The sequence below is a fragment of the Bacteroides sp. GM023 genome, from assembly GCF_014750685.1.
In the GTDB taxonomy this organism is placed as follows: domain Bacteria; phylum Bacteroidota; class Bacteroidia; order Bacteroidales; family Bacteroidaceae; genus Bacteroides.
In genome coordinates this window covers 23337-49582 of sequence record NZ_JAAXGE010000010.1, presented here as the reverse complement: position 1 = coordinate 49582, position 26246 = coordinate 23337, and the positions used below count along the sequence as shown (strand labels likewise).

24 protein-coding genes are annotated in these 26246 nt (G+C 43.7%); 18 read left to right on the top strand and 6 right to left on the bottom strand.

Annotation, left to right across the window (positions count from 1 at the left end; translation table 11 throughout):
* Positions 1-26: 26 nt before the first annotated feature.
* The gene (locus HC965_RS20515) at positions 27-1169 is read left to right on the top strand and encodes a DUF1735 and LamG domain-containing protein (RefSeq protein WP_191033207.1); all 1143 of its coding nucleotides are present in this window, start codon (positions 27-29) and stop codon (positions 1167-1169) included.
* Positions 1170-1280: 111 nt separating this feature from the next.
* Here the strand turns inward: HC965_RS20515 and HC965_RS20510 are convergent, their stop codons facing one another.
* Positions 1281-1757 carry a Dps family protein gene (locus HC965_RS20510; RefSeq protein WP_022140087.1) on the bottom strand — a complete coding sequence of 159 codons (477 nt, stop codon included), beginning with the start codon at positions 1755-1757 and terminating at the stop codon, positions 1281-1283.
* A gap of 137 nt (positions 1758-1894) precedes the next feature.
* Between HC965_RS20510 and HC965_RS20505 the strand changes: the two genes are divergently transcribed.
* The gene (locus HC965_RS20505; RefSeq protein WP_191033206.1) at positions 1895-2821 is read left to right on the top strand and encodes a hydrogen peroxide-inducible genes activator; all 927 of its coding nucleotides are present in this window, start codon (positions 1895-1897) and stop codon (positions 2819-2821) included.
* 143 nt (positions 2822-2964) lie between these two features.
* Here HC965_RS20505 and HC965_RS20500 read toward each other — a convergent pair whose 3' ends face one another.
* The gene (locus HC965_RS20500; RefSeq protein ID WP_191033205.1) at positions 2965-3879 is read right to left on the bottom strand and encodes a DMT family transporter; all 915 of its coding nucleotides are present in this window, start codon (positions 3877-3879) and stop codon (positions 2965-2967) included.
* 134 nt (positions 3880-4013) lie between these two features.
* On the opposite strand from HC965_RS20500, the gene HC965_RS20495 reads away from it, so the two are divergent.
* Complete coding sequence (locus HC965_RS20495; RefSeq protein ID WP_167963768.1) at positions 4014-4694, top strand: MIP family channel protein; 681 nt, start codon at positions 4014-4016, stop codon at positions 4692-4694.
* A 134-nt stretch (positions 4695-4828) separates the two neighbouring features.
* Here the strand turns inward: HC965_RS20495 and HC965_RS20490 are convergent, their stop codons facing one another.
* Positions 4829-5548: a NigD-like protein gene (locus HC965_RS20490; RefSeq protein WP_191033204.1), complete on the bottom strand. Its 720-nt coding sequence runs from the start codon at positions 5546-5548 to the stop codon at positions 4829-4831.
* Positions 5549-5723: 175 nt separating this feature from the next.
* On the opposite strand from HC965_RS20490, the gene HC965_RS20485 reads away from it, so the two are divergent.
* The 12 genes from HC965_RS20485 to HC965_RS26885 all read left to right on the top strand — a co-directional run bounded on the left by HC965_RS20485 (position 5724) and on the right by HC965_RS26885 (position 21491).
* Entirely contained in the window at positions 5724-6272 is a 549-nt protein-coding gene (locus HC965_RS20485; protein ID WP_044656479.1) for an RNA polymerase sigma factor, read from the top strand.
* Positions 6273-6278: 6 nt separating this feature from the next.
* Entirely contained in the window at positions 6279-7547 is a 1269-nt protein-coding gene (locus HC965_RS20480; RefSeq protein WP_191033203.1) for an outer membrane beta-barrel protein, read from the top strand.
* Between the two features lie 185 nt (positions 7548-7732).
* Positions 7733-8329 (top strand): RNA polymerase sigma-70 factor, encoded by a 597-nt coding sequence (locus HC965_RS20475; protein ID WP_191033202.1) that lies wholly within the window; start codon positions 7733-7735, stop codon positions 8327-8329.
* 67 nt (positions 8330-8396) lie between these two features.
* A complete protein-coding gene (locus HC965_RS20470; RefSeq protein ID WP_191033201.1) occupies positions 8397-9377 on the top strand; it encodes a FecR family protein in 981 nt (326 codons plus the stop codon).
* Positions 9378-9453: 76 nt separating this feature from the next.
* The gene (locus HC965_RS20465; RefSeq protein WP_191033200.1) at positions 9454-11013 is read left to right on the top strand and encodes an ATP-binding protein; all 1560 of its coding nucleotides are present in this window, start codon (positions 9454-9456) and stop codon (positions 11011-11013) included.
* A gap of 172 nt (positions 11014-11185) precedes the next feature.
* Positions 11186-14473, top strand: coding sequence for a TonB-dependent receptor (locus HC965_RS20460; RefSeq protein ID WP_191033199.1), 3288 nt, complete (start codon positions 11186-11188; stop codon positions 14471-14473).
* A gap of 23 nt (positions 14474-14496) precedes the next feature.
* Complete coding sequence (locus tag HC965_RS20455) at positions 14497-15963, top strand: RagB/SusD family nutrient uptake outer membrane protein (RefSeq protein ID WP_191033198.1); 1467 nt, start codon at positions 14497-14499, stop codon at positions 15961-15963.
* 25 nt (positions 15964-15988) lie between these two features.
* Positions 15989-17026, top strand: coding sequence for a hypothetical protein (locus tag HC965_RS20450; RefSeq protein ID WP_191033197.1), 1038 nt, complete (start codon positions 15989-15991; stop codon positions 17024-17026).
* Positions 17027-17416: 390 nt separating this feature from the next.
* Positions 17417-18754, top strand: coding sequence for a glycoside hydrolase domain-containing protein (locus HC965_RS20445; RefSeq protein WP_370539990.1), 1338 nt, complete (start codon positions 17417-17419; stop codon positions 18752-18754).
* Between the two features lie 82 nt (positions 18755-18836).
* Positions 18837-20933: a family 20 glycosylhydrolase gene (locus HC965_RS20440; RefSeq protein ID WP_191033195.1), complete on the top strand. Its 2097-nt coding sequence runs from the start codon at positions 18837-18839 to the stop codon at positions 20931-20933.
* Between the two features lie 142 nt (positions 20934-21075).
* Positions 21076-21210: a hypothetical protein gene (locus tag HC965_RS26790; RefSeq protein ID WP_255508790.1), complete on the top strand. Its 135-nt coding sequence runs from the start codon at positions 21076-21078 to the stop codon at positions 21208-21210.
* The gene (locus HC965_RS26885) at positions 21210-21491 is read left to right on the top strand and encodes a hypothetical protein (protein WP_370539991.1); all 282 of its coding nucleotides are present in this window, start codon (positions 21210-21212) and stop codon (positions 21489-21491) included. The genes HC965_RS26790 and HC965_RS26885 overlap by 1 nt, the downstream gene beginning before the upstream one ends.
* Before the next feature lie 234 nt (positions 21492-21725).
* On the opposite strand, the gene HC965_RS20430 is transcribed toward HC965_RS26885, so the two are convergent.
* Both HC965_RS20430 and HC965_RS20425 read right to left on the bottom strand, forming a co-directional pair.
* Entirely contained in the window at positions 21726-23843 is a 2118-nt protein-coding gene (locus tag HC965_RS20430) for a BT4734/BF3469 family protein (protein ID WP_191033194.1), read from the bottom strand.
* An 86-nt stretch (positions 23844-23929) separates the two neighbouring features.
* Positions 23930-24160 carry a DUF4248 domain-containing protein gene (locus HC965_RS20425; protein WP_191033193.1) on the bottom strand — a complete coding sequence of 77 codons (231 nt, stop codon included), beginning with the start codon at positions 24158-24160 and terminating at the stop codon, positions 23930-23932.
* 194 nt (positions 24161-24354) lie between these two features.
* On the opposite strand from HC965_RS20425, the gene HC965_RS20420 reads away from it, so the two are divergent.
* The 3 genes from HC965_RS20420 to HC965_RS20410 are packed head-to-tail and all read left to right on the top strand — an operon-like array spanning position 24355 to position 25479.
* On the top strand, positions 24355-24843 hold the full coding sequence (locus tag HC965_RS20420) for an HU family DNA-binding protein (protein WP_191033192.1): 489 nt from the start codon (positions 24355-24357) through the stop codon (positions 24841-24843).
* Positions 24844-24881: 38 nt separating this feature from the next.
* Entirely contained in the window at positions 24882-25049 is a 168-nt protein-coding gene (locus tag HC965_RS20415) for a hypothetical protein (RefSeq protein WP_191033191.1), read from the top strand.
* Complete coding sequence (locus tag HC965_RS20410) at positions 25036-25479, top strand: N-acetylmuramoyl-L-alanine amidase (protein ID WP_191033190.1); 444 nt, start codon at positions 25036-25038, stop codon at positions 25477-25479. The genes HC965_RS20415 and HC965_RS20410 overlap by 14 nt, the downstream gene beginning before the upstream one ends.
* A gap of 25 nt (positions 25480-25504) precedes the next feature.
* Here the strand turns inward: HC965_RS20410 and pflA are convergent, their stop codons facing one another.
* Entirely contained in the window at positions 25505-26233 is a 729-nt protein-coding gene (gene pflA / locus HC965_RS20405) for a pyruvate formate-lyase-activating protein (protein ID WP_191033189.1), read from the bottom strand.
* Positions 26234-26246: the final 13 nt, after the last annotated feature.

The following is a 26246-nucleotide window of genomic DNA, read 5'->3' as shown; positions in this document are numbered from 1 at the left end:
GATTGTTGAATTAAAAATAATAAATTATGAAAAAAATATATCAATCGAGCATCTTGGCCATACTATTTGCAATGATATTCTTCGGCTGTGATAACGCCGAGTATAGCACGAAAAGCAATAGCATTTATATTGCTGATGCAGCTTCTTCATCCAAGTCTACTACGGTATTTATTGAAACGACGGGGGCTGATATAAACATCATTGTCCGGCTTGCTAAGAAAATGGAACGTGATACGGAAGTGACACTGAAGTTGAATCCTGCTTTGCTGGCAGAATATAATGAGCAGAACAGTACGGAATACGAACTTTTATCCAGCTATAAACTGCCTGAAAATGCGAAAGTTACTATTCCGGCAGGAGATATTAGCGCAGGATACAGAATCCATATTGAAAACTTTGATACCCAGGGAAAAAACTATGCTTTTCCTATTGAATTGGGAGATGTAGTCACTGGAAATGTCGATATGTCGGTTACCCAGTCCAAATTTATATATTTGTTGGCTAAACCGTTGATTGTATCTGTTCCGGTAATGACAGGAGCTTCGGGTAAAATAACTACTCTTCCCGAAGAAAAATGGGGAATCGGTGTTGCGCAATGGAGCTTGGAATGTTGGGTTCGCATGTCAGCTTTCAGCAAAAACAATCAGGCCATCTTTAATCTTGGTAGTAGCGACCACGAAATCTATATCCGTTTTGGAGACGCCAATGGCCCCTACAACTATCTTCAGGTGAAGACATTGGGCGGACAGGTGGAAACAGCACGTGATTTCGTTTCTAATACCTGGTATCATCTGGCATTTGTTTATGATGGAACTACCTTTACTATTTACCGTAATGGCGAACCGGATGTTAAGTTCGATCCCCCTTCACCAAAGAATGGCGAAGTACGCATGGATCTTGTAGAAATGATATCCAGCGGCAGTTACTTCCCGGATAAGTGTGGTATGAGTCAGGTACGCTTGTGGAAAGTTGCAAGAACTCCTAATCAAATTAAGAACAATATGTTCTTTGCCATTAGTCCGGACAATCCTGATTTGATTGCTTATTGGCCTATGGATGAAGGTACTGGTCTTTCCTTTACTGACATAACTGGTAACGGGCATACTGCAACGGCCACTTCGGCAAGCGTTATAACAGAATGGGAACCTAATGTCAGATTTGATAAATAAACATGGAATGTAGATTTACAGCATTGACATTATAATGAAAAAGAAAGAGAGAATACCCCATATAATGGAAGTATTCTCTCTTCTTCACTTAAAACCTAAACCCTTATAAAATTACTTGCTATTGTAAGCCACCAACATCCAAACCAACTTCTCCTGTTCTTTCAGATAATCGCTCATCATCGAAACGGTTACCTCGTCTCCGGCTTGTGAAGCGATAGACAGAATCTTACGTTCTTCACCAATCAGATAACTGATGGACTGAAGGATGCTGTTCAGTGCTTCGTCTCCATTGCTTACCTTATCCACTTCGTTGATACCGGCAACTTTCAGATAATCACTGAATTTATTGGCAGGAGTTCCGCCTAACATCAAGATACGTTCTGCGATTTCGTCCACCTTTTCGGCAGTGTCGTCATACATCTTTTCGAACTGGCTGTGGAGAACGAAGAAGTTATGTCCTTTGATATTCCAGTGGAAACCGCGAAGATTCGTGTAATACACTTGGAAGTCTGCTAATAGTTGTTGCAAAGATGCTACTACGTTGTTTGCTCCTGATTCGTTCAATTTGATAAATTCTAAAGTCTTCATAATCTTATTGTTTTTAATGATTTATATTAATTTTCTTTTTTTCTGTATTGCAAAGATAAGGCGAAAAGTGCTTGCTGTCAAACTGAAAATTTCTATCTTTGCATAGATACAATCTATAACATTAAACAATTTGATAGATGACAATACAACAATTAGAATACATATTAGCCGTTGACCAGTTCCGGCACTTTGCCCGCGCAGCGGAATACTGCCGGGTGACACAACCCACATTGAGTGCAATGATTCAGAAACTGGAAGATGAACTGGGAGTGAAGCTGTTCGACCGGACTGTGCAACCTGTTTGCCCGACAGCCATTGGTGAGAAAGTAATAGACCAGGCACGTGTGATCCTGGCGCAAGCATCCCAGGTGAAAGAAATCATCAGCGAAGAGAAGCAATCCCTGTCCGGCGTATTCCGTCTGGGCGTATTGCCGACTATTGCACCCTATCTGCTTCCCCGCTTCTTCCCGCAACTAATGGAGAAATATCCCGAACTGGACATCAGAGTCACAGAAATGAAGACTCAAGACGTACAGCAAGCATTACATTCTGGAGATTTGGATGCAGGAATCATAGCTAGTAAACTCGAAGATACGTTCCTCACGGAAGAAACATTGTTTTATGAACAATTCTATGCCTATGTATCCAAGAAAGAACCCTCTTTCAAGCATGATGTCATCCGTACTTCCGATATAACCGGTGAACGACTTTGGCTGTTGGATGAAGGACATTGTTTCCGTGACCAACTCGTCCGTTTCTGCCAGATGGAAGCTGTGAAAGTCAGTCAGATGGCCTACCGTCTGGGGAGTATGGAAACCTTTATGCGCATGGTGGAAAGTGGAAAAGGAATTACTTTTATTCCTGAACTCGCCGTGTCCCAACTCACAGAAGAACAACGGAAATTGGTACGCCCATTCGCCATTCCGCGCCCGACGCGCCAGGTCGTACTAGCTACAAACAGAGATTTCGTGCGCCACAGCCTGCTTTGCGTACTGAAAGAAGAGATAAAAGCAGCAGTTCCCAAAGAAATGCTGACTTTGCAGTCTATCCAATGTTTGCTATAGCTCCAATGCTTGCAATCTATCCAATGCTTTTGGTAGCTCCATGCTTGTTGTGCTTCTGATGTTTGTTGTGCTTCTAATGCTTGTTGTACTTCCGATATATACTATTCCGTCCAAGTGTTTTTTATCACCTGTCCGGATTCATTTTATGCTTTAATCTTTTTGAACCATTGACCTATCTCAGCTCCTTTGAAATAAATAATCAGGGAGCTGACGATAATAATCATTCCCGCCACCGTACTGAATGTCGGATATTCATCCGGAAGCATAATCCAGCTCAATACCGCACCGAGAATCGGATTAATCAACCTGCACATATTAATATCGCTGACCTTCGCTCCCTTACTTTGCAGGGCGATAAACCAAAAGCTGAAAGCGAAAACAGAAATAAACACCAGGATACCAAGACTGATATAGAATCCGCTCGGCTTTCCGATGAAAGAATGATAACCTTCCGTGCCCAGTCCTACCATATATATAAGCAGACCACCGAAGAACATCTGCACAGCATTCAGGAAAATAGGATTCACCTTCCCCTTATCTTCCGAAACGGAGATGGCGGAATACCCTTGAAAAATAATACTAAGCAGCAACAACGCAATACCTGTAATCCCCTTCCAATCGAGCGGCGCACCGTCACTTCCCATTCCTATAATAAGGAACAGACCGATAAGACTGACCACAAGACTGATTATCTTATGAACATTCAGCCTGTCATTACTTGCCAGCAAATGCGCCAGTAGCACATTGATAAGCGGAGTCATCCCCATGATAATGGACGAGATAGCACCGCTCACAAAATCCACGCCAAAGTAGAAAGCCGTGTATCCCATAAACATATTGATAAGAATCAGATTCAGAAACAATCTGCTGTGCTGACGTATTTCCTTCCACATTCCCTTGTGCCACGTATAGGCGAAAAGGATAATCCCCACAGTCGTGAAACGAATCCCGGCAAAGTTCATCGGAGTAAAATCGTAGCTTAGTCCTTGTTTGATAAACGGATTCACAATGGCCCATAACACAGAGGCCAGTATAGCATAAAAAAGTCCTTTTTTCATTGGGTGTAATTTTCTATATTCGAAAAATGCCGCAAAGTTAATCATAATTATACATATAGACTTTGATTTCCGAAGTTAATTATCTACTTTTGAAAGATAAACTAATAAACAAATAAACAATTTATTGATTAAGTATGAAAAAGTACATTGCAGAAATGATTGGAACGATGGTACTCGTCCTTATGGGATGTGGTAGTGCCGTCTTTGCAGGTGGTTTGGCCGATACAGTAGGCGCTGGCGTGGGAACGATCGGCGTGGCTTTGGCCTTTGGTTTGTCCGTAGTGGCGATGGCATATGCTATCGGTGGTATTTCGGGCTGTCACATTAATCCTGCTATTACATTAGGAGTATTCCTGAGTGGACGAATGAATGGAAAAGACGCAGGGATGTATATGATTTTCCAAGTGATAGGAGCAATTATCGGCTCGGCTATTCTTTACGCTTTGGTATCTACCGGAGCTCACGATGGTCCTACGGCAACAGGCTCGAACGGTTTTGGTGATGGAGAAATGCTGCAAGCATTTATTGCAGAAGCAGTATTTACATTCATTTTCGTATTAGTGGTTTTGGGATCTACCGATCCGAAGAAAGGTGCAGGCAATCTTGCCGGACTCGCCATCGGTCTTACTTTAGTACTGGTACATATTGTATGTATTCCTATCACGGGTACATCCGTCAATCCGGCACGTAGTATTGCTCCGGCATTGTTCCAGGGTGGAGAAGCCCTTTCACAGTTGTGGTTGTTCATCATTGCCCCGTTTGTCGGAGCAGCTTTGAGCGCAGGCGTATGGAATTATTTGGGAGATAAGAAATAAACAATCTTTTTATCAGATAAAATAAGAAGTACAAAAAATAAGAGGGGCGGCAGTTTCACAACTACCGCCCTCTTTTGCGTAATTAATATATAATATTAAAAAAGAGTGTCTTCCATGCTTCTTAGATTAGCAGATTAGGGAAATTTCACTTCATATGTTTTCACCCCACCATATAGGGTATTTACACGAATTCTTAATCCTTTCTTTCCTTCCATCTGATTCTTGATTTCATCCAGTTTGAAGGATACATAGCCCTCACCCAAAGTCTGCGGGTAATCCCCTTCACTGTTGTGGCGGAATTCCAGGTTGATATACTCATCTTCCGCATCCTCTTCGTCCGCAGTAGGAGCCGGCACAGGATTATTGATAACCAGATTCAGGAAATGCTTCTTATCTTCGCTGTGCGTACCATAATATTGGAATTCAATAGTCAGATACTTCTTATCCTTATTAATCCACATATAGGTAGCGTTGATTTTATCATCTCCTATCTTTTCTTCCGTATTTTCCTCATCATCCATGGTGACGATATCCTTGGTCAGGATTTTATTGATTTGCTTTACCTGCACATTATAGTCATATCCGCCCACCGGTTCTTCCAACTCGTTGAACATGACAAAGGCACGCTGTCCGTCTACAAAATCCAAACCATTCCATCCTTGTCCGTTACTTGGATACATCTTTTTTCCATCATCCAGCGTGAAATAAAAATCCTTGCTATCCTGGCTGATCATATTTATTGTGCTGATAACAAACAAGTCGGACGGATTATTATCGTCGTCCAGACAAGACTGAAAAATCGGCATTGTGGTCATAATAGCAAAGATAAAGGCAATGAATTTAAATTTCTTCATATATAAACTAGGTTTTAGATTGATTAATAATATTGCTTTGTATTCAGAAAATGCACGGGAATGCAGAATATTGCATCTGCATCTGTTAAAGAAACAAAAGTGGCAAAAGAGTTGTTCTCTCTATGCAGTATTTCTATCTTTGCTGCATTTATAAGGTAAACACGTGTATAAGCGAATGGAAGAATTAGAGTTGTCGGAACAATGCAGGCAAGGAAACAACCGGGCCCGCAAGGAACTGTATGAGCAGTATGCGGGGCGTATGCTTGGCATCTGTCTACGCTATACCGGCGACCGTGATACGGCCCAGGACCTGCTTCACGACAGTTTTATAAAGATATTCGACTCTTTCGACAAGTTCACCTGGCGGGGTGAAGGCTCCCTGCGGGCCTGGATGGAGCGGGTGGTAGTCAATACCGCTTTGCAGTATCTCCGGAAGAATGATGTAATCAATCAGGCGGCGTCATTGGAAGAGTTGCCCGAAGAATATGAAGAGCCGGATGCTTCTGATGTAGAGGCGATACCACAAAAGGTGTTGATGCAGTTTATCGAAGAACTGCCTGCCGGGTATCGCACTGTGTTCAACCTTTATACGTTCGAGGACAAATCGCATAAAGAAATTGCTCAGGTATTAGGTATTAATGAGAAATCTTCGGCTTCGCAACTGTTTCGCGCGAAGACGGTATTGGCAAAAAGAGTAAAAGAATGGATAATGCATAATGGATAGATAGAGATGGAAGAGAAAGAATTGTGGATGAATAAGTTGAAGGAGAAGCTCGCGGATTATTCCGAGCCGACACCTGCTTCCGGTTGGGAACAACTGGAAAAAGAGCTTATGCCCCCTGTGGAGAGGAAGATATATCCTTATCGAAAATGGATGATGGCGGCTGCGGCTGTTATATTGTTAGCTGTTGTTTCGTCAGTTAGTCTGTATTTCCTGGGGACACCTGCCGCGGATGAAATGCGTCATATACAAGCACCTACACTAGCTTCTACACCCGATGTCTTGCCGGGTGTGCAGCAGCCGGACGTACAGGGAACTTCCGTCGAACCTGTCCTGCGTCCCGTTGCCCGTGAGAATCGGTTGGCAAAAGTGGACCGGAATATCCCGGAACATAAGATGCCGGCAGATGAACCCATCGTGAAAGATGAACCGACATCTATAGTAGAAGGAAAAGAACCCGGAACAGTCATCAATGAGGGAGAACCGACCGAAGAAACAAATGCCGGTCAAACTCAAACTCAGACGAAAGATACGGAACGACCGACTGCGAGCAACAGACCGCGCCGTCCTTCCAGCAGAGATAAATATCATATCCCGGCCGAGAAACCATCTTCCCGGAAAGGAACATGGTCGATGGGACTTGGAGTAGGGAATTCGGGTGGTGCTTCTTCAGAAGTAGGCCCGGGTGCGAATTCTTATATGTCCCGTGTCAGTATGCTTTCCGTATCCAACGGTTTGATGGAGATTCCCAACGACCAGACTTTGGTCTTTGAGGACGGAGTGCCTTACTTGCGCCAGGCAAAACAAGTAGTCGATATTAAGCATCATCAACCCATCTCTTTCGGATTATCCGTCCGTAAAGCCTTGGGCAAAGGCTTCTCTCTCGAATCTGGTCTGACTTATACGCTCCTTTCTTCTGACGCTAAACTGGCGAATGACGACCATCAGATAGAACAGAAACTCCACTATATCGGCGTTCCGTTGCGTGCTAACTGGAACTTCCTTGATAAGAAACTTGTTACTCTTTATGTATCCGGTGGTGGTATGGTTGAGAAATGCGTATATGGAAAGCTCGGTTCCGAAAAGGAAACTGTGAAACCTCTGCAATTCTCGGTATCCGGTGCGGTAGGTGCACAGTTGAATGCTACTAAACGTGTCGGTATCTATGTAGAACCGGGTGTCGCTTATTATTTCGATGATGGATCGGACATTCAGACCATACGTAAAGAAAATCCGTTCAATTTCAATATACAGGCAGGTATTCGTTTGACTTATTAGTGTACAACCTGTTTTTATCTCTCTATACCGCTAAAAGCGATATTTTATCACCAAGGATAGAATATCGCTTTTAGAGTTTTTATGCAGAAACCTTCCCGAAAAATCGGATAATTGAGAAAATATTAATAATATTGTCACCTGTTTCAGACCAACAGTGACATACCTTTGTTGCAAAATTCTAAAATATGATTGAGACTACTGCTGAAAAACTTTTATTAATCAAGTTAAAGGAAGGTTCTTTTCAGGCATTTGAAAAGTTATATACGATGTATAGCGGTAAACTATACAATTTCATTATGCGGCTATCTTCCGGCGATCAATATATGGCCGAAGAAGTAGTGCAGTCCACTTTCATCCGTATATGGGAAGTGCGTGCGAAAGTAGATCCCGACGCTTCATTCATATCTTTTCTCTGCACGATAGCCAAAAACTTACTGATGAATATGTACCAGCGTCAGACCGTTGAATATGTTTACAATGAATATCTGATGAAGAGTGGGGTAGACCGTGACTCGCAGACAGAAGACGATATTGACCTGCGTTTCCTGAACGACTATATCGACTCTTTAGCCGAGGAACTGCCGGCGCAACGCAAGAAAATCTTTATTCTGAGCAAGCGTCAGAACTATACGAATAAGGAAATCGCGGAGATGATGGGCATTTCGGAAAGCACAGTCGCCACACAATTATCTTTGGCTGTGAAGTTCATGCGTGAACAGTTGATGAAACATTACGATAAGGTAATTGCGCTTCTACTTGCCTTTTTTGTTAATGAAATGTAATTGTAATGTTTACTTTTGGATAGTGGACAGGACGAAAATGTATACCTTTAAATAAGTAGGAAAGAAGATGGATAAGACATACTATAAAGAACTGATTGAAAAATATTTCGAAGGAAATATAACGGACGCGGAGATTAAAACGCTTTCCGATTGGATAAAGAACGACCGCCAGTTACAGAACTGGTGGGAAGAAGAATTTTCCAAATCAGATGCCGACATCAATCCGGTGCTGCGTGACAAACTCTTTGCCCGTATCAAAGAAGAAACTCGGGGCGAAAAGAAAATCCAGGGCGAAGAGAAAGCAAAGACCATCCGCATGAATCCCTGGAAATGGGCTGCCGCCATTCTTCTGCCTGTCTGCATTGCCTTTTTCACCTACTATCTTATAGATTCTTCCCAAACAGCAGGAGCCCCCTTTGTAGTAAAAGCCAATAAAGGCGATAAAGCAACCATCGAACTGCCGGACGGAACGAATGTCGTTCTAAACTCCGCCTCACAATTAAGCTATCTGAATAACTTCGGAGAAAAAGTCCGTCGTGTGCAACTGAACGGTGAAGCCTATTTCAAAGTAGCCCATGACGCAAAACACTCCTTTATCGTACAAGTCGGCGATTTGGAAGTGAAAGTACTCGGTACTTCCTTCAATGTATCCGCCTATGAAGACGCCAAAGACGTGACAGTCGTTCTGTTGGAAGGAAAAGTCGGCATCTATGCACAGGAAATGTCGCATATCATGAAGCCCGGCGATAAAATAGAATATAACAAAACCACCCATAAGATAACAACTGCCCAGGTACACCCGGATGACTACATCGAATGGACGAAAGGAAACATCTATTTCGAGAAAGAATCTTTGGAAAATATAATGAAAACCCTTTCACGTATCTATGACGTAGAAATCCGCTTCGATTCCAGTAAACTGCCTAAAGAATACTTTACGGGAACCATTCCGGGTGGTGGTATACAGAACGCTTTGAATATTCTGATGCTCACTTCACCTTTCTATTATGAAATGGACGGTTCAGTGATAGTTTTGAAGGAGAAATAAGTGGAACTTTCGGAGAGTATCTTTGTTTATTCATCGAATAACGTTTATATTTGTGGGATACTAATTTGAATATATAATGGATGCATTAGAGCGGAGATTACCAATCGGTATACAAACTTTTGAAGATATACGTAAAGGGAATTTTCTTTATGTAGATAAGACAGCTATTTTATGGCAAATAATAAATACAGGAAAACCTTATTTTCTGAGCCGTCCCCGTCGTTTTGGTAAAAGCCTCCTGATTTCCACTTTCGAAGCCTACTTTCAAGGTCGTAAAGACCTCTTTGAAGGCTTGGCAATTGAAAAGTTAGAAACGAAATGGGAGCAATATCCGGTTCTACATCTTGATTTGAATGCAAAGAAATATGAGACAGCGGCAGATTTGATTGCCATGTTAAACCAATACTTGGAGAAATGGGAAGCCCTTTATGGTGACGAGAAAAAAGACCGTAGCCCTGAGGAACGTTTCAGCTACGTCATCGAACAAGCCTGTTTGAAAACAGGAAAAGGCGTCGTCGTATTGATAGATGAATATGATAAGCCTTTGCTACAAGCCCTTTTGGATGAGAATCTGATGGAAGAATACCGTCGCATTCTGAAAGCCTTCTATGGTGTGTTGAAAAGCTCTGACCGTTATCTTCGATTTATATTCCTGACCGGTGTCACAAAATTTGCGCAAGTAAGTGTTTTCAGTGATTTGAATCAATTGAATGATATTAGCATGAAGATTCCCTATGCCAATATCTGCGGTATCACCAAAAAAGAATTAGTATCCACATTTACTCCCGAACTGAAACGATTGGCAGAAATACAGGAAATGTCTTTTGACGATACCGTTGATAAGATGACAGCCATGTATGACGGTTACCATTTTACATATAGTGAAGAAGGACTGTTCAATCCGTTCAGCGTGCTCAACGTATTCGATGGATTAATGTTTGATAACTATTGGTTTCAAACCGGCACTCCTACCTACCTTGTAGACCTGTTGAAGCAAAGTGACTATGATTTACGTTTACTGATAGATGGATTGGAAGTCGGAAGTTCAGGCTTTGCAGAATACCGGGCAGAGACAAGGAACCCCCTTCCGATGATTTACCAAAGCGGCTATCTGACGATTAAGCACTTCGATAAATCATTGAATCTATATACATTGGGCTTTCCAAATGATGAGGTGAAATATGGATTTCTTAAATTTTTGATACCCTATTATACACCCATCTCTTCTGATGAAACGGATTTTAATGCTGTTAAGTTTGTCCGTGAACTTCAGTCGGGCGATGTTCATGCTTTTATGGAACGGTTGAAATCATTTTTTGCCGACATCCCTTATGAATTGAATACAAAGACCGAACGCCATTATCAAGTCATTTTCTACCTTGTCTTTAAGTTGATGGGACAATATGTAGATGCAGAAGTCCGCAGTGCGAAAGGTCGTGCCGATGCAGTGGTGAAAACCAAAGACCGTATTTACGTCTTTGAGTTTAAGTTGGAAGGAACGGTTGACGAAGCCTTGAAACAGATAGATGAAAAAGGATATCTGTTACCCTACCAGACAGATGGACGCGAGTTAGTCAAGGTCGGAGTATCCTTTAATGCTGAAGAACGTAATATTGGTGAATACAAAATAGTATAATCGTTCTTTGAACAAAATATAAAACAGAGCCATTCCGGAGCTTCCCTTCTTTGGAATGGCTTTTTTATTCACACAACCAAATAAGTTAACGAGAGTTAAAAGAATGATAGGTGCTTGGACGGGAGGATATAGCAGTCTGTATACCTATCAAACAACTTAAAAGTTTTGATATATGAAAAACAGAAAAACCTTTGTGAAACTTCCTCGAACCCATGCAGGAGGAAGTCGGAACTGGAGAACACTGCGGACCATTTGTCTGCTATTGTTTTTAAGTATCTCTTTTGCCGCTTATTCCCAGATAACGGTGAATGTGAAAGATATTTCTTTAAGAGCCTCTTTAAAGAAAATCGAGCAAGTAAGCAATTACAAATTTTTCTACAATGAAAATCTTCCTGGGTTGGACCAAAAAGTTTCGGTGAACGTAAAGAATGCAACTATCGACCAGACAATGCAGAAACTGTTGGGTGGAATGGAACTCACTTATAAAAAAGAGCAGGAGAATGTGATAGTACTCATTCGTAAGACGAAAGACTCTCGCGGCGTAAAAGATTTGAATGGAGTTGTAGTAGATGTGAATGGTGAGCCCATTATTGGAGCAAGTGTAGCGGTACAAGGAACTTCAACCGGTACAATAACAGATTTGAATGGAAATTTCCGTTTACCCGGAGTCCCTGAAAAGTCAATGTTGACCGTTTCCTATATTGGATATCAAACAATAAAAATATCCGCCAATTCGACCGGGGTTGCTAAGATAACCCTTCAAGAAGATGCGAAACAGTTAGACGAAGTCGTCGTAGTAGGATACGGCGTACAAAAGAAGAGCGACATTACCGGCTCTGTATCTTCCGTGAAATCGGCAGAGTTGCTTTCTGCACCTAATGCCAGCACGGCACAGGCATTGCAAGGCCGTGTAGCAGGTGTTGTTGTGCAGAATTCCAATGGAGCGCCGTCAGGCTCGGCAACCATTCGTATTCGTGGAGCCAATTCGCTGACATACGGTAATGACCCTCTTATCATCATCGATGGTGTGCAGGACGGCAATATCGGAAGTCTGAATCCGAATCAAATAGAATCCATAGAGGTATTGAAAGATGCCGCCGCCCTTTCTGTTTACGGTTCGAAAGGTGCGAATGGGGTAATACTTGTGACCACCAAGAACGGAAAAACGGGTAAACCGCAACTCTCATATAACAGTTTTGTTTCTTTCGATCAAGTGCGGAAAACCTTACCTGCGCTGAATGCGAGAGATTACGCCCTCCTCTCCAATGAAGCCCAGGAGGAGAACGACCTGTATCCTCTTTTCGGACCGGACGAGATTCCACTTGAAGGCAATAGTACGAACTGGCAAGACAAGATATTTCGGAATGCCGTGTCGCAGTCTCATAATATCAGTATCAGCGGAGCCAAAGAAAATGTCTCCTATTTTATAGCAGGAGGTTATGTGAATAAAGATGGCATTGTACAGAACACAAACTTCAAACAATACACCCTGCGTGCCAACTTTAAGATTCAGGCAACTTCCCGTTTGAACTTGCTGCTGAATGCCTTTACCTCTTATGACGAAACGCATAGCGGTGACTATGAACAGGCCATCAATGCGGCACTTCAATGGTCGCCCACCAAACGCATCTATGATTCCGAAAGTGAAGGCGGTTATACACAGCCTGGTGGTGGAATAGGACCGGTATCGTTATATAATCCTGTGGGCTATGCCCTGGAAATAGTAAACGATAAATCGGTTGCCGCGTTCAACGTATCTTTCACGGCCGAATACAAATTTTGGGATTTTCTGAAATTATCCTCTTTATTTTCATATAAGACACATAGTGACACCAATGGATATTTCGACAATCAGCGTGTCAACAACGGTGATATCAAAGACATCAGCGGTAGCAAGTCGCAGTCACGCTATATTGCGTTGCAAAGCACCAGTATCCTGACCTTCGACAAGATGTTCGGCAATCATCACGTTCAGGCTACGGGAGTCTATGAAGTGCTGAAAGACAACTATCAAAGCACATCCGCTTCTTCCAGAGGAATTCCTGTAGGGATGGGATACAACGGCGTCCAGTTCGGTTCCGTTCTGCAAGCTCCCTGGATTGGTTACTCTACTACAGTGATGCAATCTTTCATGGGACGTGCGAATTATAGCTATAAAAATAAATATATGCTTTCCGCTTCCATTCGTTATGATGGAGCCAGCCAGTTGGCAGAAGGTAACAAGTACGATCATTTTACAGCTTTCTCATTAGGTTGGAACCTGATGGAAGAGAAATATATGGAAAATCTGAAAAGCATACTTCCGGAGTTTAAGATTCGTGGAAGTTACGGTACGGTAGGAAATGCCGCAGTTCCTGCCTACTCTTCCCATCTGAAGTTTTATCCGGGAATGGATGATAATGGCAATCCTACCTTATCCATCTCCGATTTGGGAAATACGAATTTGAAATGGGAACGTACCCGTGAATTGAATATTGGTATAGACACCCGTTGGTGGGATGGCCGTTTGAGTTTTTCTGCCGAATATTACGACAAGAAAACGAAAGACCTGTTAATGTGGCAAAAAGTACCTTCCGCATTGGGAGTCAGTTCCATTCTGACAAATGTAGGTTCCGTGTCCAACAGAGGGTTTGATTTCATGTTGGGTGGCATTCCGGTATCTACCAAACATTTCAAGTGGGACATCAATTATACGCTGAACATCAATAAGAACAAGATTCTGGAATTAGATGGTCTGTCAAACACACTTGTCACTACCGGTGCTGATTATCCGGGACTGGTGGGTTCCTATGTACAGATGGTGGGGCAACCTATGGGAACCTTTCTAGGTTACACGTTTGCCGGAGTGTGGAAACAATCGGAGGTTTCTACGGCCGCGCTTTACGGAGCTAAACCCGGAGATGCAAAATATGTAGACATCAATCGTGACGGCAAAATTGATAAAGACGATATCGGTATTATTGGCAATGCCCAACCTAAGTTCAGTTTCGGATTCAACAACACCTTTACAATCTATGATTTTGATTTGAATATATTCTGGCAAGGAGTTTCCGGTAATGACATTTATAACCAGAACCGTATTCGGAGAGAGTCTTATTCGTCAGGCGCATTTCCCACCAGCCCTGTAATCAAAGAACACTGGACACCGCAACATCAGACAGACGTCCCATCCTTCTCCGGTTCGGAATATGTGAATTCCTCCCGTTGGGTGGAAAAAGGCGCTTATCTGCGTCTGAAGAACATTACGCTGGGCTATCGCATTCCCCGCAAACTTCTGTCGAAAATAGGTTGTTCCTCCGCCCGTATTTATATGAGTGCCAATAACCTATGGACCATCACAGATTACTCCGGTTTTGACCCGGAAGCGAGTATGGGTTCGGACGCGGATGCGGCAGGAGTAGACCGTGGCATTTATCCTTCTTCAAAGAGCTTCCTGGTGGGAGTGGATATTTCATTTTAATTATCACTTAATAAGAACAGACTATGAACTTTACACTTATAAAAAAGAGTCTCGTCGGACTATTGGCGATTGTATTGAGTACGGGCTGTGCCGACCTGACGGAAAACCTGACCGGACAACCGACTGTCGACAAGTTCTTCCAGACCCTGACCGACTTTAACAGCTATATAGTTGGAGCTTATACCCCCTTAATCCTTTTATACGGAACAGATATGCCCTATGTGGCAGGTTCCGGTGCTGAAGATGTATACACCCCCGTTGTCAGATGGAAAGGATTCGAACAGGTTAACATTAACACAGTAGGCAACCCGGATGAAGTGACGGATGAATTATGGAATACTTATTATACGAGTATCAGTGCGTGTAATACACTGATACAGATTATCGGCGAGAACACCAAGTTGTCTTCCGAAGAATTATCTCCGATTGACGGAGAAGCCCGTTTCCTGCGAGCCTTTAATTACTTTCAATTAGTGCGTTGGTTTGGGGAAGTTCCTTTGCTGACGGAAGAAAACCAAAATAATGCAGCGGTAGAACCTCAATCCACCATTGCGCAGATTTACGGATTGATAGTCTCCGACTTGAAGAGTGCGGAACTCACTTTGCCCATCTCGCAAGAAGACCCCAGCCGTCCCAGCCGTTGGGCTGCGAAAGCCTTGTTGGCGAAAGTCTATCTGACGATGGCGGGCTATCCGTTGAATGATGCTTCCTGTTATGCCTTGGCGCGTGATAAGGCCGGTGAAGTGATTACCGAAGAAGTATATACACTGGAAAAAGTATACTCTCAATTATGGTTGTGGAGCAACCGTAAGACGAATACAGAATTTATTTTTGCACTTTATGCAAGTTCGGACAATGGGATAGGCAGCTATACTCATCAAGCAGTTCGTCCTGCTGACCACGGTGAAAACGGCTGGGGAGACTGGACAAGCGACAAACGTTTTCTGGCAGCTTTTCCGGCAGGAGATGGCAGTCGGGTGAACGGGACTTTCTATACCCGGATGATAGACGGAAGTTCTTGGGAAAATACAAATATCGCACAACCATACGTGGGAAAACTGCGGGATGCCGGTCCCAAGAGCGGAGGATATTCGGGAATAGCAACAGCCAATAAGGCAGATGGATTCTTCTGTATGTTGCGCTATGCCGATGTATTGTTAATCTATGCGGAAGCAGCGAATCTAGCGGAAGGTAAGCCCTCAAAAGCGGCTTATCAGGCACTCAATGAAGTACGCAAGCGTGCCGGATTAGCAGAGCTTTCCGACTTGACATCTGCCCAGTTTGACAAAGCCGTGTTGGAGGAACGTAATTGGGAATTGGCCTTTGAATGTAACCGCTGGTTTGATTTATGCCGTCGCCACATTCTGAAAGAAACGATGCAGGTCTATTATCCAGAGTCTAAGATTGATGACCATAATTATCTATTGCCGAAGCCGAGCGACCAGATGACGATAATGACAGGCATTGTCCAGAATCCGGGATATAACTAAGAAATAACTCAAAAAATGAATTGGTATGAAAAGAAATATAACTTTAATTTTAGCCGTTTTTTGCATGACAATCGGGCTGCTTTCATGCAGTGATGATTCTTATCCGGAGAATCCTACGCTTGTTTCCCCCATCTCCGGACTGGTATTGGAAGTGAACGGGACAGATTATGTAGCTATTCCTCAATTACAGGAAGACGGTTCGTTGAGCCCGGTATTACTGCTGGCTGTCAATCAGCCTTCCGTCACTGCTACCGTGAAGCAGATAGACATTGCCGACCCCACTGCTTCGGTGAATATAAAGGCGGGCGATGTTATCACTTTCAAGAATAACCAATTTACATTGGAATGGACGAAAGGAACACAAAAAGAAAATTATCAGGTAGAGATGAGTTACAATCCGCCGCCGGTGATGTATATGGTGATGTCCGGTAAACCGGGAAATTACTACGGGTTAAATACGGAGACAGCGCAAACCATTGCTTCTATCACTTATAATCATCTCTTTGAAGGATATGTCGACCTGACCAATACAAGTTGGAATAATATCGGATTCGTGGCCTCCGATCAGTCCGTCTATTATGATGTCAGTGCCGGATTAGGTGGCGGACAGTCGTATGGTACGCTGACAATGGTGGAAAAACCATCTCCAGGGACAGGATATTTCCCTTGTGACGGCCCTTGGGGAGATTGGACTACTACGGGAGGTAATTCCTCTGTCGTTTCTCCCGGCATCTGGAAAATCAACTTTAACTTCACTACTCGCGAAATGACTTTGTTGGAGACACAATGGGCTATCACCGGAAACGCCGTAGGTGGAATAAAAGCGATGACCTATCATTCCGATACCCGCAAATGGTCATTGACAGCCGAGCTTTCTGTCGGAAAGCTAAAATTTACCACCATTCCGGTGAATGCGTCAGACCCTACCGTAATATATGGAGTTTCCGACGGCATTAGCAAACTGGCGGAAAACGGAACGGATATCACGGTTGACGAAGCCGGCACATACCGGATAGAACTGGATTTGAGCACTCCTTTTTACGATTATTCCATTACTAAATAAAGTATATTTATGAAGAAACTAATAATAAGCAGCCTGTTTCTATTTTCACTTACCTGCGGACTGATAGCTTGTACGGAGGGATTGCCTACCGATGATTGGGGAGAACCAACCGCACCGGTTACTCCGGAAACTCCCTCCTTGCAAGGTTCGTTTGAAAGCAAGTTTATGCGCTATGTCAAAGGGCAGAAACATGAAGGACAAACGGTGGAAAACAAAATTTCTACTGTTTGGAAAGATACCCTTTGGCAGAATGACCGGACGCATAAACAAATCGTTTTATGGTCGAAAGACAAGAAATATGCAAACCTCACATACGAAATCTCGGACTTGACTAGTGGAGCTAACCGTATCTCCGCATCAAATATTCGTTTGCGTTTCCCGTCATACGTAATGGGAGACAGGAAAGCGCTTGAGTGTGGCAGTTATGAAAGCCGTACAACGAATTTGATAGCTGACGCCTTGTCCGAAACACCTGTCACAACACTTACGACTTCAGACCCTGTAAAAATATGGGTAACAGTAAACACACCTTCAGACGCGACTCCGGGAGTTTATACCGGAACGATTTCCGTGAAATCGGATAATGAACTGAAACAGACCTTCCGTATCGAACTGCTGGTGGTCAACCGTCGGTTGCCTGCTGTGGCGGACTGGACGTTTCACCTTGATTTGTGGCAATTCCCGTTCCAACTGGCAACGTTGTGCACAGATAATGGAGTGAATGCCACACCTTTCTCCGAATCGTATTTTGAGATGATGAAACCTTTTTATCAACTCTTGGCGGATGCGGGACAGAAAGTCATTACTACTTATATCAAAGATGGAGCTTTCAAGAACGGGCAGACAATGGTGAAATGGTCGAAAACCGAAAGCGGTGGATGGGCGTTTGACTATTCGGACTTTGATGCGTACGTAGCGAAAATGATGGAATGGGGCATTGACAAGCAGATAAGCTGTTTCTCGCTGGCGGGATGGAACACTTCTATTAGATATAAAGATACGTCAGGCACAGACCAAACGCTGGAACTCACCATTGGCAGCGATGACTATGCAACTGTGTGGAACACTTTCCTCACTTCTTTCAAAGCGCATTTGGAAGAGAAGGGCTGGTTTGATAAAACCGTTCTTTATATGGATGAAATCGAGGAAAAAGAAATGAAGGCAGTGGTAACCCTGATTAAGGCGCATGATAGTAATTGGAAAATCGGTTTGTCAGGTAGAAATGTCAGCAGTGAGGTGGAGAACGCTCTGTACGATTACTCCACAATTGTAGGCTACGACCGTCAGTCTGCCAACAATCCTGTTGCTACATTCTATACCAGTTGCTCACAGCAATACCCCAATAATTATGTGACCGCAGAGACGAGCCCGGCAGAAATGTCATGGATGGCATGGCACGCTATGGCTAAAGATTTGAATGGATATTTGCGATGGGCGTATGACTATTGGACACAATCCGATCCCACCAATATTCAAGATGGAAGCAATGCAGCCGGTGATTTCAATATGATTTATCGCACCGCGAATACGCTTTCAGCTCTTCCGATATCCAGTATCCGTTTGGAACTGCTCCGGGAAGGAATTCAGGATTACGAAAAGGTAAAATCCTTAAATAATAGTCAGTTAAACACCGCTATCGGGAATTTTAAGGAGGTGTCTTCGGGACGCGAAGCGACAAAATGGGTAGGAGTTGCTGAAAAACTGCTAAAAGAGCTCTCTGTCGAATAATTCCCGGAATAAACTTCCGATGGATAAAATAAATCGTTGATTGACAAAACCATTAATAGATAACATAGATTATTGATAGATAATGAAGAAAAAAAGAAATATACTCATCCTGTTTCTACTGTTGCAATTGCCTTTCACTGTAATCGGTGCCGAAAGGTTAGACAAACGTTTTCAGATTCTTCCTTTGCCGCAAAAAATGGAGTTGTTGAAAGGGCAAGGAGTAGCAGGCAATGATTTGTCCTACATCATTGTGCAGGGTAAAGGAGAAATCCCGGTTTTGGGAACTTTACTGAACAGCTTGCCTCGTAAGGAGACTCAAGGCAAAGGCGTTGTTCTTTCCTTATCGGAACAAGAAAAGAACTTACCGGAACAGGGAATACCCGAATCCGACGAGGGTTATGTATTGGAAGTTACTCCGAAAGGAGTAACTATCCAGTCGCACGGACAAGCCGGATTGTTTTATGGCTGTCAGACATTGGAGCAACTGATGGAGGATAGTCGTGACCATCGCATTCCGATTCCATGTCTACGGATAACGGACTATCCCGAAATCTCTTACCGTGCCGTTCACTTTGATACCAAACATCATCTGGACAGAATCGAATATTATTATCGCACGATTGATAAGTTGGCACGTTATAAAGTGAATGCCGTCATTTGGGAATTGGAAGATAAACTGCGTTACACCCGTCGCCCGGAAGTGGGAGCTCCCAATGCAATCAGCAAGCAGGAGATGCAAGCGATCTGTCGTTATGCGAAAGAACGAAACATAGAAATCGATCCTTTGGTGCAAGGGCTCGGTCATGCAAGTTTCATTCTCAAACATCATTGGGAATTACGTGAGAATCCGCATAGCGACTGGGAGTTTTGTCCTTCCGACCCGCGTACCTATGAATTGCAGTTTGAGCTTTACCGTGATGCAATGGAGGCCATGCCGTATAGTAAATATCTTCACGTCGGTGGGGATGAAATAACTGCTATTGGCATTGACGAACGTTGCAAGGCAACAGGGAAAACTGCTTTTGAACTGCAAATGATCTGGCTGAAAAAAGTATGTGATTTTGCTGCGGAACATGGAAAGACACCTATCTTTTGGGATGATATGCCTTTGAAGTATGCCGACCTTTGGTGGTTGCTTCATCGCCCGTTGACGGATGACGAAATCCGTAAAAACTGGAATACTTCTCGTTTGGACGAAGCTATTAAGATGTTCCCGAAGAACTGTATTTATATGCGTTGGCACTATGAAGACCCCACCGTTTTGTCTCATCGTATGCTTTTGGAGTGGTATCACAAAAACGGCTTGAATGTGATGGGAGCTACTGCCGCAGCCACGGGTGAAACTCCGTTTATGCCCCGAAACAATTCCAGGGCACAGTACATTAATGATTTCTGTCAACTTGTTGCCCGCAACCAACTGAAAGGGATTCTTGCCACCGCTTGGGATGATGTATCCGCTCATTGGGAAACGGTCATGCGTGGATTCATAGCTCAGGGCGAATATAGCTGGCATCCCGGAGGCAGAACTGTCGACGAGTTTATTAACGCTCATGCACATCGTGAATTTGGTTTGTCCGGTCGTCAAATGGAATTTTTGTCGGAGATGGAGAAAGCAGCCTTTTTCTTCGATGGGGCATTGGTAGTGGAGGGAGCACGTAATCCCGGTTGGGGAGTATCGGAAACATTCCAACTGATGGAATTGCCTGATCCGAAGAAGCCGGGAGACTGGATACGCAACTATCAAGGTAGGCTGGATACGGTACATATCGAATCGGCACGTTATGAAAAGATTTGCAAAGGGGTGAAAGTGGCTGAACAAGGGGCACTACGCAATCGCTATACACTGGATATTTATAAACAGACCAATGAATTATTTCATTATCCGGTGAAATTATTGGAAGTTTTGGAGACTTATGATAGTACAAAAGATGAAGATGAGCGTCTACTTATCTTGGATAAGATAAAGACAGTTTGTAGCTCTTTTGCAGCAATGCGTTCTGAATTTGAAAATGTTTATTCGCAGACCCGGTTTATGGAGGCTCCGGAAGGTTACATAGCCGATCAGAATCATCACGACCACTTGTCTGCTTTGACAAATAATAGTGACTGGATATTTCTATATGAGATACCCATGGTTCGGAAAGTGGAAAAATGGTTGAAGGAACAAGAAGATAACTAACCTTAGATTTTATATATCGCATTGTTCCTGTGAGGATAATGCAACGTAGTGTTTTCAGAGGATATTAGTTGCCATTTCGGGAGAACCGTTATTCTGTTTTTCCCGGAATGGCTTTTTATTTTATAACTTAAATGATTGTTTTATGGAAAATTCATTCAATGATGAATTGCTTTGTTCGTTGAAAAACGAACTTCGTGAAGTGAACGCACAAATTGATGTGCATAGTGAACTACTGATGAACCTGTTTGACCAAAAAAAAGAATTGTCGGTCAACTGATTCGGGAAGTCAAGTCGCAAACACCCGCTATCATAGAATACCGGGGAGACCCGAAACGGTATATCGCTGTTATTCTAAATGCCATAGACCACGGGCGTCTCACTTATGACGGGGTTTCTAACAGTGAACAAACCATTCGCGCTTTGGCAACCGTGATAGACGTGATAAGTCCGAAAACGGGCAAAGTACTGAGTGTGGAAACACTGGTGTCTTATGAGAAGAAGGAACATAGCGGGGAATTCACTGATTATTGTGAAGGAGATTTCGACGAACTTAAATAGAACAGTGAGTTGATTTAAAAACGTGGCGGGAAATTTGAAAAAGACGGTTGTGTTTTTCAGATTTCCCGCCGCCTTTTTTAGAAAACAGATGAAAAAGTGGGAGGAGTGGGAGAGGATTTATAACATTCACGTATTTTTTTTATTAGAATTAAAAGAGAAAAAGAAGAATTCTAAAAAATGAAAAGTTGAAATTTCTCTCCCACTTCTCCCACTTTTTTTATGAAAATCCGTTTTTTATTCATATAATCTGTTCGATTTCACCTGTTCTGTATCAATGATATATACACAATACCTTCTTCCGTTACTTCCCTTTGTTGAGTCAAAGTTATGTTTAGCCATCACTTTCCCCAACTGGATTTTTGCACCTGTTGAATATTGATAACCGGTACGCTCCCGAATAAGTTCCGCTATTTCGGTTACCGTCATATGAAATACCTTATCAAAACGTTCCGGTTTGCGAATATGTGTGAGCACCAGTTCTTCTTCCGGTGAATGAAAAACAAAGTCTTCGTTATTCTCTTCAATCCGTTGATTCTCCGACTGTGTGAACCAATACTGATAACCCGGCTTATGGAGCAGATACTTTATTTGCGCATATAACTGTGCATAATTGATTTCTATAAACTTGATAGAATCGGCATGAAAACAAAGGAAGCGACGATTACCTGTCGTATCGTGCAGTACTTCCTGATAGTTGCACGTTCCGGCAAAAGAAGCGGTGTGTGGGAAGTTTTGCGAACGGCGTGCATACGGCAGACGAATACTAATCACTTTGCGGGTGACTAAATCCTTGAACGTATTCAGGTCGCGTCCGCTCATCCCCTCGAACTCGTCAAGGTTGATAAGCATTGCCTGAGCTATTTTTGCCAAATCATCTTTATTATTCGGATTGATAAGACCGGTGGAAAGATAAGCACGCAGTTCGGGTGGCAGCAGATTATTGATAAACGTTGTTTTCCCGATATTCTGTATCTCGCTGCATAGTAAAAGCACCGTGTGGTTTACGATTTCATCTTGGGTGGCGGCAGCGCACATACCTACCAGATAACGCTCCAGGCATTCCGTCCAGAAACTCTGATGATTGGTGCGGACGCTATCTGCCAGGATACGGATATAATCCGTCCCGTCCCATTCGGGCAGTGAGTCAAAATACTCACGGATAGGGTGATAACTCACACTGAAATCAGAGTAGATTAAATTCTGAATCATTTTCACGTTGCAGGCATAGCCCAGCTCGTTCATCTCTGCCCAAATACTGTTCTCCATCATCTCATCCAGGATGCGGAAAGGCTCCGGCTGTTCCGTAGCGGAAACCCTTCGACGATATTCCATGATGTGAAGCAACTCATTATAACGCGTTTCGTAGCACTCACTGATATGCTGTTCTATTTGCAGCATCCGTTTTTGGGTGGTATTCAGCTTGCGCGTATTAAATTCCTCTGTGTGCGTATAAGCGCTGGCAATCAACGAATCCGTTTCGTCCGCAGGAAGGTCGGTAAACTGGCTTTTGATAAACGCCGACGCTTCTTCTTCGGGAATGCCATATCGATTGTAGGTACACGCAAGATGATGCAGATAATTGTTCCGGTTGCCGGTGGTGTACTCTTCGGACTTATTATGATAATAATTCAGAGTCACCATTAATGAAGCGTGCGAAGAATGGTAATTGAGTGCCGTTTCTTCAGTCAACGGATGAGTGCCTTGTACCGTTCCCTGTTTTTTCTTCCCGGATGCCTTTCTCTTTTTTTGCGATTTATAAAACAGGGGTGGTTGCTCTACAATAAAAATACTGGCGTCGGGGTTGAAATAAATTTTAGGGTCGTACGAGAACAGGCAGGTGCGCCCCACATCCTGACCGGACGTGTCAATCTCTACCTGGCAAAGTTGGGCGTAGAAAGAAGAAACCTTGTTGTAGGCAGCATTGTGGAAGTCTTCAATTTCCTGAATCGTTTCGGGCAATGTCCCGTCCGGGCGGCATGCGCATACTACGATTTTCAATCCCATTCCTTTAGGGCTGACGAAGGCGATGCGGGTATGTTTGCACTCTTTTACCAGAGACAGGATGCGTGCCAGCTCCTCTTGATTGAGATGGTCGATATCTATAACGATATGTCCTAGATATCTGATGAGTGTGACGCTCGAACGCCCGCCCCGGTAGTTGGCTGAGAATGTGATGGATGGTAGCTCTTTCTTTTTCTCGTTGGCCGCTTTCTCTCCTTCTTCTTGAAAGCTGCGGCGTACTTCCCCAACCATATCCCGATACTTGGAACTGCCGATGGTGGATACTATTTCTTCTTCGGTCATTTCTGCTATGACACGGTGAAAGTCAAGGAAAATGGTGAAATGTTTCATGTCTTTATTACGTTGTTTTTTCGGCTGCAAAGTAAGTTCTTTCTCAAAACCTGTAAAGAAACTTTTTTGAAAATAATGATAAGTTATTAAGGCTCGCCCAAATAATGCACAATGGTTTGTACTTGTTTCGGAGAGAGCAGGCGGTTGCGTGCGCGATAGCCTTCCTCTTCGAGTTCGTGCAGGAGAGGGAGATTATAAACAATCCATCGGCGGAGAATTTGTAAAGCTACTTTTAGACAGACGGTAGGGTTGTAGAGATGAGCCAGTTCCGCTTTCGTATAGGTGCGGATGATAAAGGAATTTTCTTTGTAATTCATAACGTTTTGCTCTTATTTTATCCTATAAAGTTGCTGAAAATAAATGGTTTATTAAAGGAAAAGCTTCACTTTTATTCATTGGAAATCAAGAAACTTCGTTGGGGAATATGAGCTATGAAATAGGTCGTATCTTTGAGTCGTTAACAAGAAAGGAATGCATTCCGAATGTACGAAAACTTTAAAATTATTTTAGTATGGCAATGACAGTTTCTTATTCAGTAGTGCCGCGTAAGAATCCTGCAAAGAAGGATGAACCGGCGAAGTATTATGCACAGGCGCAAGCGGCCGGCGAATTGGACTTCGAAGAGTTGTGCGAAGCCATCACCAGCCGTTCCACCTGTACGGAGACAGATGTACGGGCGTCGATTTCCGGCATTCTTTATGAAGCGAAGCGCTCGTTGAAAGCCGGACGTATCGTTCGACTGGGTGATTTGGGCAGCTTGCAAATCGGCTTGAATAGCGAAGGCGCGACGTCGGTCAAAGAGTTCTCAAGCTCGATGATTAAGGGAGCGCATATCATCTTCCGTCCCGGAAAGACGTTGGCGGAATTATTGAAGATTCTGACCTATCAGCAAGTGCAGACACGTGCGGTAGCCCAAACGGGCGGTGACAGCGGCAAGGATGATAAAGACCCCGATGAAGGTTCGGGCGACAGTGGAGAAACTCCGGACCCGGCTGCCTGATATTCCTTCTTTGATAACCATTAATTTTTTGAGAAAAGATGAAAGAGCTTGTAAGTAAGATTTTGGAAGTTATCATGTGTCTTCTTCCTTTCTTCGGAAAGGGAAAACGTGATAGAGTAGTGAGAGAAGTGCGTTACAATACCACGCACAAGGAAGTGTGTAATGTAAAAACGATGGAAAGGGAGAAGGACAATGCGAAAGATTAGCCTGATTGTGATTCATTGTTCCGCCACCCGTGCCGACCGTGACTTCACGGCGCAGGATGTGGACACGGCACATCGTTTCCGGGGATTTTCGTGCTGGGGGTATCATTATTACGTGCGCAAGTCGGGACAGATAGAGCCGATGCGGGACGAGGATACGGTAGGTGCCCATGCACGTGGTTACAACGCGATTAGTTTGGGAGTGTGCTATGAAGGCGGTTTGGACGAGAACGGAAAGGCGGCGGATACGCGCACCCCTCGTCAGAAGGAATCTTTGCGTCGCCTGGTACACGAGTTGTTGCAGCGTTATCCCGAAGCGAAAGTCATAGGGCATCGGGATTTGAGTCCTGATACCAATTACAACGGAATTGTAGACCCTTGGGAGCGGATAAAAGAATGTCCCTGCTTCGAGGTGAAAGCAGAGACATGGTGATTTTTATTTATGACTGCTGTGGTGGTTAATTAACTACCACAGTAGCAAAATACTCCTTAAATACTCCCGCAGCTTTTTCAAGTTGTTCGGGGGTATTTTCTTTTACATCTTTCAGCTTGTATTCCTGTTCCATAGCTTCGTACTTGTGTACGCCCATTGTATGGTAAGGCAGCACCTCTACCCGCTGAATCATCTTATACTTTCCCAGTGCCTCTCCCAGTCGGCGGATATCCTCTTCGAAATCGCTGTATCCGGGCACTAATACATAACGTAGCCAAAACGGTTTTTCGTTCTCTTCGAGCCATGCCGCCGTGCGGATGGTCTGTTCGTTGTTTCTTCCGGTCAGCGTCTGATGGCGGGCGGCGTTGAATTCCTTCATGTCGAGCAATACAAGGTCAGACAGTTTGAAAAGCTCTTCCACATCTTCATTCCAAATGCCGCCGTTGCTGTCTATGCAGACATGAATCCCTTTCTCCTTCAGTTCGCGAACCAGCGGAACAAGCGCTTTCGCCTGAAACGTAGGCTCTCCGCCTGAGAAAGTGACTCCGCCACGTTTGCCGAAGAAAGGACGCTGGCTCACGGCCATGCGGACAATTTCTTCCGGTGGGGTAGGCGTACCGCCTTTGCCGGCTATCGTGTCGGGATTGGCACAATACAGGCAGCGGAAGTTGCAACCCTGAAGAAAAACGACGAGCCGTAAGCCCGGCCCGTCGAATGTTCCCATACTTTCGTATGAATGTACGTTTATCGTCATATAGAGTAGATAG